Annotated in this window: 12 protein-coding genes; 7 read left to right on the top strand and 5 right to left on the bottom strand. The window is 70.8% G+C overall.

Going from position 1 to position 13329, the window contains the following annotated elements; translation table 11 throughout:
- Window positions 1-213 precede the first annotated feature (213 nt).
- Window positions 214-801, top strand: coding sequence for a hypothetical protein (locus ACFP3V_RS03775; RefSeq protein WP_380579646.1), 588 nt, complete (start codon window positions 214-216; stop codon window positions 799-801).
- On the opposite strand, the gene ACFP3V_RS03770 is transcribed toward ACFP3V_RS03775, so the two are convergent.
- From ACFP3V_RS03770 to aceE, 4 genes are all read right to left on the bottom strand, one after another.
- Entirely contained in the window at window positions 789-1817 is a 1029-nt protein-coding gene (locus tag ACFP3V_RS03770; protein ID WP_380579644.1) for a TolB-like translocation protein, read from the bottom strand. The two genes, ACFP3V_RS03775 and ACFP3V_RS03770, sit on opposite strands and share 13 nt — an antisense overlap.
- A 110-nt stretch (window positions 1818-1927) precedes the next feature.
- Window positions 1928-2596 carry a response regulator gene (locus ACFP3V_RS03765; RefSeq protein ID WP_380579642.1) on the bottom strand — a complete coding sequence of 223 codons (669 nt, stop codon included), beginning with the start codon at window positions 2594-2596 and terminating at the stop codon, window positions 1928-1930.
- Window positions 2593-3786, bottom strand: a complete 1194-nt coding sequence (locus ACFP3V_RS03760) for a sensor histidine kinase (RefSeq protein ID WP_380579640.1) — start codon at window positions 3784-3786, stop codon at window positions 2593-2595. Before ACFP3V_RS03760 ends, ACFP3V_RS03765 begins: the two co-directional genes overlap by 4 nt.
- Before the next feature lie 250 nt (window positions 3787-4036).
- Window positions 4037-6787, bottom strand: coding sequence for a pyruvate dehydrogenase (acetyl-transferring), homodimeric type (aceE, locus tag ACFP3V_RS03755; protein WP_380579638.1), 2751 nt, complete (start codon window positions 6785-6787; stop codon window positions 4037-4039).
- A gap of 493 nt (window positions 6788-7280) precedes the next feature.
- Here aceE and ACFP3V_RS03750 point away from each other — a divergent pair, with 493 nt between their 5' ends.
- The 6 genes from ACFP3V_RS03750 (at window position 7281) to ACFP3V_RS03725 (ending at window position 11916) form a co-directional block, all read left to right on the top strand.
- Window positions 7281-7727 (top strand): DUF3052 domain-containing protein, encoded by a 447-nt coding sequence (locus ACFP3V_RS03750; RefSeq protein ID WP_380579637.1) that lies wholly within the window; start codon window positions 7281-7283, stop codon window positions 7725-7727.
- A gap of 165 nt (window positions 7728-7892) precedes the next feature.
- The gene (locus ACFP3V_RS03745) at window positions 7893-8720 is read left to right on the top strand and encodes a hypothetical protein (protein WP_380579635.1); all 828 of its coding nucleotides are present in this window, start codon (window positions 7893-7895) and stop codon (window positions 8718-8720) included.
- A 66-nt stretch (window positions 8721-8786) separates the two neighbouring features.
- On the top strand, window positions 8787-9245 hold the full coding sequence (locus ACFP3V_RS03740) for a peroxiredoxin (RefSeq protein WP_380579633.1): 459 nt from the start codon (window positions 8787-8789) through the stop codon (window positions 9243-9245).
- Between the two features lie 157 nt (window positions 9246-9402).
- Complete coding sequence (locus ACFP3V_RS03735) at window positions 9403-9978, top strand: TerD family protein (protein ID WP_380579631.1); 576 nt, start codon at window positions 9403-9405, stop codon at window positions 9976-9978.
- 111 nt (window positions 9979-10089) lie between these two features.
- A complete protein-coding gene (locus ACFP3V_RS03730; RefSeq protein WP_380579629.1) occupies window positions 10090-10668 on the top strand; it encodes a TerD family protein in 579 nt (192 codons plus the stop codon).
- 99 nt (window positions 10669-10767) lie between these two features.
- Window positions 10768-11916, top strand: coding sequence for a DUF475 domain-containing protein (locus ACFP3V_RS03725; RefSeq protein ID WP_380579627.1), 1149 nt, complete (start codon window positions 10768-10770; stop codon window positions 11914-11916).
- A gap of 189 nt (window positions 11917-12105) precedes the next feature.
- On the opposite strand, the gene ACFP3V_RS03720 is transcribed toward ACFP3V_RS03725, so the two are convergent.
- Window positions 12106-13275: an ROK family transcriptional regulator gene (locus ACFP3V_RS03720; RefSeq protein WP_380579625.1), complete on the bottom strand. Its 1170-nt coding sequence runs from the start codon at window positions 13273-13275 to the stop codon at window positions 12106-12108.
- Between the last annotated feature and the right edge of the window lie 54 nt (window positions 13276-13329).

The raw sequence follows: 13329 nt of genomic DNA, 5'->3' as shown, positions 1-13329 counted from the left end.
CGGCAACGAGCGTGCGCCTGACCCTGCTGCCCATGAGACGTCTCCCTCCCGACCGGAGCCGCCCGATGCGGCACCGACGGAGGGAAGTTAGGGACGGGGCTCACGGCCGGGCGTCGTACCGCGGAGCCAACCGCCCGTCGTACGGCGGTAGGTGGGGCAGGCCCCACCCGGCAGGCGCCGCCCGGCAGGCGCCGCACGTGGTAGGCATGGACGGTGCGCTTCGACCTCGTCCCCATGCCGCCGGACGTCGCGGCCCGGCCCCGCGACGCCCGCGGCTACCCCGTGCCGGCCATCACTCCCTGGGCGGAGGACCAGCCGCAGTTCGCGCTGACCGACTACGGCCGCAGCGCCGAATGCGCGACGGGGCGGCTCTGCTCCGTCTGCGGCGAGCTGATGCCGCGCGGGCCGGTCTGGCGGGTCGTCGGCGCCGCCGAGAGCGCGGCCATCTCCGAGGCGCGCGCGGCGGGCCGCCCCTACCGCAATCTGGCCCCGACCTCGGAGGGGCCGGGGCACCGTGCCTGCATGCTCTACGCCGCGATGGTCTGCCCTTACCTGGCACGGCCCAACGCCCGGCGGGGCCTGGACGCCCAGGCCCCCGACGGGTTGACCGAGCACGTCGTCCGGGGCGCGGCCCGCGGCGCGAACGGCGCGGTGGTCGGCTTCGCCGACTACGAGTTCGCGGTCACCCCGACCCGGGTGCTGTTCCGCTTCCTCGACGTGGTGGAGTTCCTGCCGCACGCGTCGGCCGACGTCCATCTGCCGGAGCTGCGTGCGGAGTTGGCGAAGCGTCAGGGCCGGTAGGCGGGCAGCCCGAGGTGGTCGGAGACCTTGACCGGGGTGTGGGAGCCGTCCAGGGTCAGGGTCACGATGCCGTCGGGGGTGCGGGCGGCGACGGTCCGCCCGTCGGGGGAGACGGCGGGCTCGGTGTAGTCGGTGGCGGCGTTCGGGGTGAGGTCCGTGGCGGAGGTGCCGCGCTCCAGGAACAGGTGGTCATGGCCGCCGACCGAGCGGACGAACACCACCTCGCCCTCGGCCGGCGAGCCCTGCGCGGGCGCGGCCGGGACCGCCGGCTGGGAGCCGGCGGTCATCGCGCCGCCCTGCTGGCGCAGGTAGTCGTCGCGGATGTAGACGTCGCCGTCGCCGGTGTTCGCGTACACCGAGGTGCCGTGCGAACCCCCGGCGCTGGGCCAGGAGTTGCCGGTCTGCGGCAGCGGCTTCACGTTGGGACCCGATTCGGCGTCCAGCCCGAGCAGCCTGGGGACGCCGTTCACCGCCCGGGCGTCGATGCCGTAGAGCCGGGAGGTGCCGCCGTTGGGCCGGACGGCGAAGAGGATGGCGTTCATGTCGGCGTTGTACCCGTCGCGCGGGTCCTTGGCCCGGTACTGCCAGGTCGGGTGGGACCAGGTCTGGCCGCCCGGGTTGCGGGCGACGACCACGCGGCCGCTGCCGTCCGGGTTGCTGGTGACCAGGTCGCCGTCGCCGTCCACGAACACGGCCTTGCGGCCGTCGTAGGACCAGGCCAGGTCCCGAACCGCGGTGCCGAAGTCCACGACGGTGCCGTTCTCGACGACGTACCGGGTGCCGTTGCTGATGGTCAGCCCGTTGCCCGCGGTGCCGTTGAGCGCCGCCGCCTGCGAGGGTGCCGCCGAGGGGGACGCCGACCTCGGGAGGGCGGAGGGGGTCGTGCTCCCGCCCTGCCCGCCCGGGGTCGCCGGGGCCGACGCCGTGGCCGTCTTCGGGCCGCAGGCGCACAGGAGCAGCGAGGCCCCGGCGAGGGCGATGGCGGCGGCAGCCTGGTGGCCGCGACGAGCAAGCATGTCGGATTCCCCTATGGACTACGGCGGTTGGCCCGCTCTCCGGATACCCAGAGCGTGGCAGTCCGCCGTCACCGCGCTGTGCGCCGACTGTCACAGCCGTGCACCAGGCCCTAACCCTCCGCGCCGGGCGTCACCAGGCCGGACTCGTAGGCGAAGACCACGGCCTGGGCCCGGTCGCGCAGGTCGAGCTTCATCAGGATGCGGCTGACGTGCGTCTTCACCGTCTGCTCGGCCACGACGAGGTGCGCGGCGATCTCCTGGTTGGACAGGCCGCGGGCGATCAGGCCCAGCACCTCGGTCTCGCGCGCGGTGAGGGCGTTGAGCCGCAGGCTGGTCTTCTTCGGCGCCGGCTTGGACCGGGCGAAGTCGGCGATCAGGCGGCGGGTGACCGAGGGTGCCAGCAGCGCGTCGCCGGAGGCGACCACCCGGACCGCGGCGATCAGGTCGGCCGGGGGAGCGTCCTTGAGCAGGAAGCCGCTGGCACCGGCGCGCAGCGCCTCGTAGACGTAGTCGTCCACGTCGAAGGTGGTCAGCATGAGCACCCGGGTGCGGGTCCCCTCCCGGCCGAGGATCAGGCGGGCGGCCTCCAGGCCGTCCATCTCGGGCATGCGCACGTCCATCAGCACGACGTCGGGGTGGGTGCGGCCCACCACGGCCACGGCCTCACGCCCGTCCGGCGCCTCGCCCACCACGTCGATGTCCGGCTGGGCGGCGAGCAGCGCGGCGAAGCCGGCGCGCACCATGGCCTGGTCGTCGACGATGACCACCCGGATCGTCACTTCTCGTCCTCCTTGTCGAGGGGCAGCACCGCGGCCACCCGGTAGCCGCCGTCGGCGAGCGGACCCGTCGTCAACTGCCCGCCCAGCACGGTGACCCGCTCGCGCATGCCGACCAGGCCCTGCCCGGTGCCGTGGTGCTCGACCGGGTCGGCGAGCGGCTTGGGCGAGGCCGCGTTGACGACGGTGACCCGCAGTTCGTCCTCCTCGGCGGCCAGTGAGACCCACGTCTGCGCGCCGGGGGCGTGGCGGATCACGTTGCTCAGCGCCTCCTGCACGATCCGGTACACGGACAGGTCCAACGCGTCCGGCAGCGCCGGGAGTTCGGGATCGAGCGACAGCTCGGCGGGGACCCCGGCCCGGCCGGTCGCCTCCACCAGCTGGGGCAGCCGGGCCACACCCGGCTGCGGGGACCGCTCCACCGCCGCGTCGTCGCTGCGCAGCACGCCGAGCAGGCGGCGCATCTCGGTGAGCGACTCACGGGCCGCGGTCCCGATCGCCGCGAACTCCTGCTCCGCCGCGGTCGGCAGCCCCGTGATCCGGTACGGCGCGCTGTCCGCCTGCACCGCGATCAGCGACATGTGGTGGGCGACGACGTCGTGCAGCTCCCGGGCGATCCGGGTCCGCTCCTCCAGCAGGGCGCTGCGCGCCCGCTGCGACGCGCTCTCGCGCTGGGCGAGTTGACGCTCCCTCAGCGCGTTGCCCAGCAGCAGGACGCCGCCGGAGAGGGCCAGCATCAGCACGGCGTTGCCGATGCCGTCCCGGCTGGGCACGGCGACGGCGAGCGCGAAGCCGGCGGCGCCGGTGGCCGCCCAGACGTACCCGAGGACGCGGCGGGGCTCGCGCAGCGAGAGGGCGAGGAGCAGGTAGAGGTAGCCGATGATCGTGGTGACCGGCCAGGGCCACGCCTGGTCGCTGTGCGGATGACCGGTGAGCAGCACCAGCGCCCCGATGAGATCGGCGGCGCCGATCACCAGCCACGCCTGGAGCGGGCGCGTGTGCGCCAGGGCGAGGGGCAGCGTCTGCGCACACGAGAGCGCGGCGGCGGTGGAGAGCCCGATGCCGAAGGAGCCGTGGAGGTAGGTGATGCCCGTCGGGAGGAGCGAGGCGATGAACGCGAACGTGAGGAAGGCGGGGAAGTGACGCCCCATCAGGGCGCGGCTCTTGGGCGAGGGCAGAATTCTGATCTTCACGGCGGGTCCAGACTAAGGGAGACGGTCCCCGTACCCTGCTGGATTGATCGGACCCGCCGCGTCATACCCGAGAGCCAGTTGCACCATCCCCTCAGGGGCGCTGGGGGACCCCCGGCCGAAGGCCGGGGGAGGAACTGCGCGAGTAAGACACCACCCGGGGAGGTCCGTCCCGCACATGGGGACGGACCTCCCCGGGTGGTGGGCTGGTCGCCCAGTTCCTCGCGCCCCCTGGGGGGGTGCACCTACATGACTACGCGTCCCCGCCGGCCTCGCCGGGGTTGGCCGCCTTGACGTCGAGCAGCTGGTACCGGTCGATCGCCGCCTTCAGCGCCGTGCGGTCGATCCGGCCCTGCTTCGCCAGCTCGGTCAGAACGCCCAGCACGATCGACTGCGCGTCGATGTGGAAGTACCGCCGCGCCGCGCCGCGGGTGTCCGCGAAGCCGAAGCCGTCCGCGCCGAGCGACTGGTACTGGCCCGGCACCCAGCGCGCGATCTGGTCCGGCACCGCGCGCATCCAGTCGGAGACGGCGACGAACGGGCCCTCGGCCCCCTGCAGCTTGCGGGTCACGTACGGGACGCGCTGCTCCTCGTCGGGGTTGAGGAGGTTGAACTCCTCGGTCTCCACCGCGTCGCGGCGCAGCTCGTTCCACGAGGTCGCGGACCAGACGTCGGCCTTGACGTTCCACTCCTCGGCGAGGATCTTCTGCGCCTCCAGCGCCCACGGCACCGCGACGCCGGACGCCATGATCTGCGCCGGGACCTGCCCGCCCTGGCCCTCGGCCAGCTTGTAGATGCCCTTGAGGATGCCCTCGACGTCCACGTTCTCCGGCTCGGCCGGCATGACGATCGGCTCGTTGTAGACGGTCAGGTAGTAGAACACGTCCTCGCCGTGCGGGAACTGCTCGCTGCTGCCGTACATCCGGCGCAGACCGTCCTTGACGATGTGCGCGATCTCGTAGCCGTAGGCCGGGTCGTAGGAGACGACCGCCGGGTTGGTCGAGGCCAGCAGCTGGCTGTGGCCGTCCGCGTGCTGCAGGCCCTCGCCGGTCAGCGTGGTCCGGCCGGCCGTGGCGCCAAGGACGAAGCCGCGGGCCAGCTGGTCGGCCATCTGCCAGAACTGGTCACCCGTGCGCTGGAACCCGAACATCGAGTAGAAGACGTAGACCGGGATCAGCGGCTCGCCGTGGGTGGCGTAGGACGAGCCCGCGGCGATCAGCGAGGCGGTCGAGCCGGCCTCGGTGATGCCGTCCTGGATCATCTGGCCCTGCGGGGACGTCTTGTACGCCAGCAGCAGCTCGCGGTCGACCGACTCGTAGGTCTGGCCCATCGGGTCGTAGATCTTCGCCGAGGGGAACAGCGAGTCCATGCCGAAGGTGCGGTACTCGTCCGGCGCGATCGTGACGAAGCGCTTGCCGATGTTCTTGTCCCGCATCAGGTCCTTGAGCAGGCGGACGAACGCCATGGTGGTGGCGATCTTCTGCTGCCCGGTGCCCTTCTTGAGGACCTTGTAGGCCTCGTCGCCGGGGAGCTCCAGCTTGCGCGGCCGCACCTTGCGGGTGGGCATGTAGCCGCCGAGCTCGCGCCGGCGGTCGTGCATGTACTGGATCTCCTCCGAGTCCTTGCCCGGGTGGTAGTAGGGCGGGTAGCCCTCTTCCAGCTGCTTGTCGGTGATCGGCAGGTGCAGCCGGTCGCGGAAGCGCTTGAGGTCCTCGACCGTCAGCTTCTTCATCTGGTGGGTCGCGTTGCGGCCCTCGAAGTTCGGGCCCAGCGTCCAGCCCTTGACGGTCTGGGCCAGGATGACGGTCGGCTGGCCCTTGTGCTCGGTCGCGGCCTTGAAGGCGGCGTAGATCTTCTTGTGGTCGTGACCGCCGCGGCCCAGGTGCTGGATCTGCTCGTCGGTCATGTTCTCGACCATCGCGCGCAGGCGCAGGTCGCCGCCGAAGAAGTGCTCGCGGATGTAGGCGCCGGACTCGGTGGCGTAGGTCTGGAACTGGCCGTCCGGGGTGGTGTTGAGCTTGTTCACCAGCACGCCGTCGCGGTCCTGCGCGAGCAGCGGGTCCCAGGTGCGGTCCCAGATCAGCTTGATGACGTTCCATCCGTTGCCGCGGAAGATCGACTCCAGCTCCTGGATGATCTTGCCGTTGCCGCGGACCGGGCCGTCGAGGCGCTGCAGGTTGCAGTTGACGACGAAGGTCAGGTTGTCCAGGCCCTCGCGGGCGGCGATGGACAGCTGGCCCAGCGACTCGACCTCGTCCATCTCGCCGTCGCCGAGGAAGGCCCAGACGCGGGAGCTGGAGGTGTCCTTGATCCCGTGGTTCTCCAGGTACCGGTTCATCCGGGCCTGGTAGATCGCGCCCAGCGGGCCGAGGCCCATGGACACCGTCGGGAACTCCCAGAAGTCGGGCATGTTCCGCGGGTGCGGGTAGCTGGACAGGCCGTAGGGGGCACGCGAGTGCTCCTGGCGGAAGCTGTCGAGCTGCTGCTCACTCAGTCGGTCCAGCAGGAACGCGCGGGCGTAGATGCCGGGGGAAGCGTGGCCCTGGAAGTAGATCTGGTCCCCGGACTCGCCGTCGGCGTCCTTGCCGCGGAAGAAGTAGTTGAAGCCCACGTCGTAGAGCGACGCGGACGAGGCGAAGGTGGCGATGTGGCCGCCGACGCCGATGCCCGGGCGCTGCGCGCGCGACACCATCACCGCGGCGTTCCACCGGGTGGCGTTGAGGATCTTGCGCTCGATCTCCTCGTTGCCGGGGAAGAACGGCTCGGCCTTGGTGGGGATGGTGTTGACGTAGTCGGTGCTGCGCATCTCGGGGACGGCGACACGCTTCTCGCGGGCGCGCTCGATGAGTCGCAGCATCAGGTAGCGGGCGCGCTCACGGCCGCGCTCGTCGATGGCGGCGTCGAGCGAGTCCAGCCACTCTGAGGTCTCTTCGGGATCGAAGTCCGGGACCTGGCTGGGCAGGCCGCCAATGATGATCGGGTTGCGATCGGAACCGGAAGCCACGCTGTTCCTTCACTGTCGGGCGAACTAGACGGTCGCAAAAAGGGAGTGTCGCGCCGCCTCCATCGTGGACCGCGAGGGCGAGAAACGTCATCTCTACCCATCGGTAACCGTGTCGTAATCACTCCCTATTCGGGTGATTCGGACGCCGAAGAGGTGGCCGACCTGCGCCACGTCGTTGTGGAGAGGCTGGGGGAGGGCCAAAGAGAGACTCTACGCCTGGTCGGAAGGTGGTCTGTCCTTCGATTCCAAGGAGTGGCTCCCGGCTGTGACGGGTAATGGCATCTGCAAACTGCTGCGCCTGCGCGGGCGTCGTGCAAATACTTGGACAAAACGGAGTGATCTGCGTCACGAGCGGCGGCGTGTCGAGCCCGACGCGCAGCCGCCCGGGTCGGGATCGGGGGCCGGGTACTTGCGCAGAGCGCCCCGCCCGTGTGGACTACGGCCACAGCCCTGGCACCAAGGACGACAGGGTCGGATATAGGAGGCAATTCCCGTGAGCGCGACCGCGGACCCCGCGGAGGACAGGTCCAACCCGGCACGTCGGTTGGGTCTTGAGCCCGGACAGGTGGTCCAGGAGCTCGGTTACGACGAGGACGTCGACCACGACCTGCGAGAGTCCGTCGAGGACCTCACCGGTGCCGAGCTCGTCGACGAGGACTACGACGACGTCGCGGACGTCGTGCTGATGTGGTTCCGCGAGGACACGGAGGACGGCGATCTGACCGACGCCCTCGTGGACGCCCAGGAGTACCTGGTCGAAGGCGGCGTCGTCTGGCTGCTGACGCCCAAGACCGGGCGCGACGGCCACGTCGAGGCCAGCGACATCGCGGACGCGGCGCAGACGGCCGGGCTCTCGCAGACCAGCACGGCCGCGGTCAGCAAGGACTGGTCCGCCGTGCGGCTCACCACGAAGGCGGCCAAGGCCGCACCCAAGCGCTGAAGCAGCACGCTGCACCCACAGGGGCGCGGGGAACTGCGCGACCAGCCCACCACCCACGGTGGTTCGTCCCGCATGCGGGGCCGGATCTCCCCGGGTGGTGCGTTGCTGACGCGGTTCCTCGCGCCCCTGGGCGTTTGCCCGGTTGCCCATGTGCAGAATGGGCGGGTGAGTGAGCGCGGAGTGGCCAGTGGGGCCGTCGAGGACGTGGCGGAGCGGGTGCTCGGGGCGTGGGACGTCGTCCTCGCCGTGGCGGAGGACAGAACGGATCTCGCGGACCTCGCTGAGCTGGGCTCCTGGCCCGAGCGGCCGGTGCTCGCCACCCTGATGGCCCAAGCCCGCAGCGACGATGTGGCCGAGCCGCCGGCCAAGCGCGACCGCTCAGCTGAGTCCGCGTCAGAGATCCGGGCCGCGCTGCACGACGCGCGGACCCGCGTGGCCACCGCGCTCAAGGAGGTGGCCGCCGACCCCGCCCTCGCCCGGCGGGAGCTCCCGTCCAACCTCGGGCCGCTGCCCCTGCTCACCCAGATCAACGCCATGGGCCACGAACTCGCCCTGGCCCTGCTGCGGGCGGAGGGCGCGAGGACGGCCCTGCCGCAGCCCGTCGCGGACGCCGGGCTCGCCGCGCTGGTGGACGTCGTCGGCGGGCTGGCGTGCCGTCAGGGGCTGACCCTCTCCGCCGGCGCCTGGGAGCCGGACGGCGGCCTCGGCTGGTGGTTCCAGTCCGACACCGAGGGCTGGACCACCCGTCCCGGGCGGCCCGACCGGGGCGTGCCCGGGATCGAGGGGACCGCTGCGCTGATCCTCGGCGCGCCCGGTGGGCCGACCTCGCTGCCGGCTCAACTCGCGCGTGGCGAACTGCGGTTGCACCGGATCAGCCGGTTGATGGGGCTCGCCCCGCTGGTCGAGCAGGTCCCCGGACTGCCGGGCGGTCCGCTGCTGCGGCGGGCGGTCAGCATGGTGGGGCTGTTCGGCCGGATCCCCGGGCGTCGCTGACCCCGCGACCGGCGTCTGACAGGATGGGCGGCGGCACGGCAGACGTCATCCGAAAGGGTTTCACACATGGCCATCGAGGTCGGCTCGGTCGCACCGGACTTCGAGCTCAAGAACCAGCACGGGGAACTGGTCAAGCTCTCCGACTTCCGCGGCGAGAAGAACGTCGTGCTCGTCTTCTACCCGTTCGCCTTCACCGGTGTCTGCACCGGCGAACTGTGCAGCATCGAGCGGGAGCTGCCGTCGTTCCAGAACGACGACGTGCAGATCCTGGCCGTCTCCAACGACTCGCCGTTCACCCTGCGGGTGTTCGCCGAGAAGGAGGGGCTGGAGTACCCGCTGCTGTCGGACTTCTGGCCGCACGGCGACGTGTCCCGCGCCTACGGCGTCTTCGACGAGGAGAAGGGCTGCGCGGTCCGCGGCACCTTCGTCATCGACAAGCAGGGCGTGGTCCGCTGGACCGTCGTCAACGGTCTGCCGGACGCGCGTGACCAGGACGAGTACCTGAAGGCCCTGGCCGCTCTCTGAGCCGGGAACCGATATTGCGCTGAGTGCGTAACCGTTGGTGCGGTGCTGCTGCGCGGGGCGGGAACCCGCCACTACGATCGAGCCGTTGGCTGGACAGTAACCGCATAAACCGCACCAACGGGGGCACACCGAGTGCTCCCTGACCTTTGGAGGACTCGTGGGTGTCAGCCTCAGCAAGGGTGGCAACGTCTCGCTCACCAAGGAGGCCCCCGGTCTGACCGCAGTCCTGGTCGGCCTCGGCTGGGACGTGCGCACCACCACCGGCGCCGACTTCGACCTCGACGCCAGCGCCATCCTGGTCGGCGAGAACGGCAAGGTGCTCTCTGACAAGGACTTCGTCTTCTACAACAACCTCAAGAGCGCCGACGGCTCCGTCGAGCACACCGGCGACAACCTCACCGGTGAGGGCGAGGGCGACGACGAGGTCGTCAAGGTGAACCTGGCCGCCGTCCCGGCCGCGGTCTCCAAGATCGTTTTCCCGGTGTCCATCTACGACGCCGAGAACCGCGCGCAGAACTTCGGCCAGGTCCGCAACGCGTTCATCCGCGTGGTCAACCAGGCCGGTGGCGCCGAGATCGCCCGCTACGACCTGTCCGAGGACGCGTCCACCGAGACCGCCATGATCTTCGGCGAGCTGTACCGCAATGGCGCCGAGTGGAAGTTCCGCGCCATCGGCCAGGGCTACGCCTCAGGCCTGCGCGGCATCGCCCAGGACTACGGCGTCAACGTCTGACCCTGCCTCCTTCACGGGTAGGGATCCTGACGGGCCGTCGGTTCGCGCACGCGGCCGGCGGCCCGTCGCACTACGGGTTGTCCGCGAACGTTCTGGAAAGAAGGAACGAACATGGGGGTCACGCTCGCCAAGGGCGGAAACGTCTCGCTGTCCAAGGCGGCACCGAACCTGACGGCGGTGCAGATCGGCCTGGGCTGGCAGGCCCGCGCCACCACCGGCGCCGACTTCGACCTGGACGCGAGCGCGCTGCTGTGCGCCAACGGCCGGGTGCTGGGGGACGAGTACTTCGTCTTCTACAACAACCTCAAGAGTCCCGAGGGCTCCGTCGAGCACATGGGCGACGAGCTGGTCGGCGGGACCGGCGCGCAGGACGACGAGGTCATCAAGGTGGACCTGACGGCCGTGCCGCCGCAGGTCGACAAGATCGTGTTCCCGGTGTCCATCTACGACGCCGAGAACCGCGGCCAGAGCTTCGGCCAGGTCCGCAACGCGTTCATCCGCGTGGTCAACCAGGCCGACGGCGCCGAACTCGCGCGCTACGACCTGTCGGAGGACGCGTCCAGCGAGACGGCGATGATCTTCGGTGAGCTCTACCGCTACGGCGCCGAGTGGAAGTTCCGGGCCGTCGGCCAGGGCTACGCCTCGGGCCTGCGCGGCATCGCACTGGACTTCGGAGTGAATGTCTCTTAAGAATGTGCTCCGGTGCGGGGGAGTTGACCCCTGCATGTGCTAGTCGGCCGCCGGCTCCCGAGTCCGGCGGCCGCACATGACGAAAGGGTTCGGCTTCACGTGTTTCTCCGCACCTTCGGGTGGTCCTTCGGGATCACCCTGCTCGGGCTCGCGGCCGCGGCCTACTTCTGGGGGGCGACAGGCTTCGGGATCGTCCTGATCCTGTCGATCCTGGAGATCTCCCTCTCCTTCGACAACGCGGTCATCAACGCCACCGTCCTCAAGCGGATGAACCCGTTCTGGCAGCGCATCTTCCTCACGGTGGGCGTGCTGATCGCGGTCTTCGGCATGCGGCTGCTCTTCCCGCTGATCGTCGTCGCGCTGACCGCGCACATGAACCCGGTGACGGTCGTCCAGCTGGCCCTGGACGAGACCAAGACCTACAACGGGCTGACCTACGCCCAGCACCTGACGGCGGCTCACCCGGCGATCGCGGCCTTCGGCGGCATGTTCCTGCTGATGATCTTCCTCGACTTCATCCTGGGCGAGAAGGAGATCCGCTGGCTGGAGTGGATCGAGCGGCCGCTCGAGAAGATCGGCAAGCTGGACCAGCTGTCCGTGGTCATCGCGCTGATCGCGCTCATGCTCTCCTCCCGCTTCTTCGCGGGGGACCGCGCCGAGACCGTCCTGCTGGCGGGCGTCGCGGGCCTGACGACGTACCTCGCGGTGGGCGGCCTGGCCAACCTCTTCGAGTCCGAGGGCGACGAGGACGAGGACGGGGATGCCGACGGTGACGGCGACGGCGAGGAGACCGCGAGCGCCGGGAAGGGCGCCGGAAAGGGGAGCAGTGTCGCCGGTGTGACGGGCAAGGCGGCGTTCTTCCTCTTCCTCTACCTCGAGGTGCTGGACGCGTCGTTCTCCTTCGACGGCGTGGTGGGCGCGTTCGCGATCACCCAGGACGTCTTCCAGATCACCCTGGGCCTGGGCATCGGCGCCATGTACATCCGGTCGCTGACGGTCTACCTGGTCCGCCAGGGCACGCTGGACGACTACGTCTACCTCGAGCACGGCGCGCACTACGCGATCGGCGCGCTGGCCACGATCCTGCTGGTGTCCATCAAGTACGAGATCCCCGAGGTGGTCACGGGACTCATCGGCGTGGCCTTCATCGGCCTGGCGCTGCTGAGTTCCATCCTCCGCAACAAGCGGGAAGGCCGCCCGAGCGAACTCGCGGCAGCCCAGGAGGAAGACGCCCTCCCCAAGCTGTAGTTGCAGGCCCCGTCGTCGGCGGCGTAGCCGCCAGAGGCGCGAGGAACTGCGCGAGCAACACACCACCCGGGGAGGTCCGGCCTGCAATCAGGGGTCGGACCTCCCCGGGTGGTTGGTTTCTCGCGCAGTTCCTCGCGCCTCTGGCGGCCGCGCCGCCGAAGGGGCCCTCCGGCCCCTGAATGTGGCAGGTCAGGGGCGGTGGTGGGCGGGGCCGTCGAAGCGGGCGGACAGGATCTGTTCGAGGGCCTGTCGCGTGGCCACGGAGACCGCCCCGGCGAGGACCGCCGCGTCGCCGAGGGCCGAGACCTCGACCCGGGGCGGGTACGGCAGGCGGGCGTCCAGGCGTTCGCGGACGCGACCCAGCAGGAGGTCGCCGTTGAGGCCGATCCCCCCGCCCAGGACGACGAGTTCGACGTCCGCCACCGCCGCCACCGGCGCCAGGTAACCGGCGACGCGGCGCGCTTCCTCGTCCACCACCGCGAGCGCCTTCTCGTCCCCGCTCCGGGCGAGGTCGAACAGCCCCTCCGTGCCCAGGCTGAGGGCTTCCGGCAGCAGGCGGGAGGCGTAGGCCAGCAGCGCGTCCGCGCAGGGGTCCTGCTCCTCGACCGCGTCGGGGTCCAGCGCGCAGTCCAACTCGCCTGCGGCGCCCGCGAATCCGCGGTGCAGCCGGCCGTCGAGCACAAGCCCGGCGCCGGTGCCGGTGCCGACGGAGAGGAAGCAGAAGCTCTCCACCTCCCGCCCGCAGCCCCGGTGCTGCTCGCCCAGGGCGGCGAGGTGGATGTCGTTCTCCACGGTGACCGGGACGCCGAGGGCGCGGGAGAACTGCTCGGCGGCCTGGAAGCCGTCCAGGCCGGGGATGTTGAGGGCCTGCCAGATCCGGCCGTCCCCGCCCTCGCGGCGGTCCACGACGCCGGGGACGCCGACGGCGGCGTGGGCCAACCGGTCCAGCCCCGCCTCGGTGGTCAGCTCCTCGGCCAGTTTCCTTGCCACGTCGACCATCTGAGCGGCGTTCAGCCCTTCGACCGGGGCGTCGCGGCGCAGCAGGATGTGGCCCTCCAGGTCGGCGACGGCCCCGCGCAGGTGCCGCGCGCCGAGGTCCAGCGCGAGCACGTGCGCGGCCTGGGGCCGGGGGGCGAAGAACAGCGCGCCGTAGGTGGGGCCGAGTTCGTCCCGGACGGTTTCCTCGACCAGGCCGAGGTCCAGCAGGTCCTGCAGCAGCGCGGAGACCGTCGGCTTGGAGATGCCGGACCGACGCGCGATCTCCGCCCGGGAGACGGGGGCCTGCGCCCGGATCATGTCGAAGACGGTCCGGAGATTGATCTCCCGCAGGGTGGACGAGGTCGCTGGCCTGGCAATCATGGGTGACACCTTAGGGGGCTGGCGATCTCCCGCACCACCAGCCGGCCCAGGACG

Origin of the sequence: Streptacidiphilus monticola (assembly GCF_042658505.1) — a bacterium.
Classification (GTDB): Bacteria; Actinomycetota; Actinomycetes; order Streptomycetales; family Streptomycetaceae; genus Streptacidiphilus; species Streptacidiphilus monticola.
This window is presented reverse-complemented; position numbering and strand designations above follow the sequence as displayed.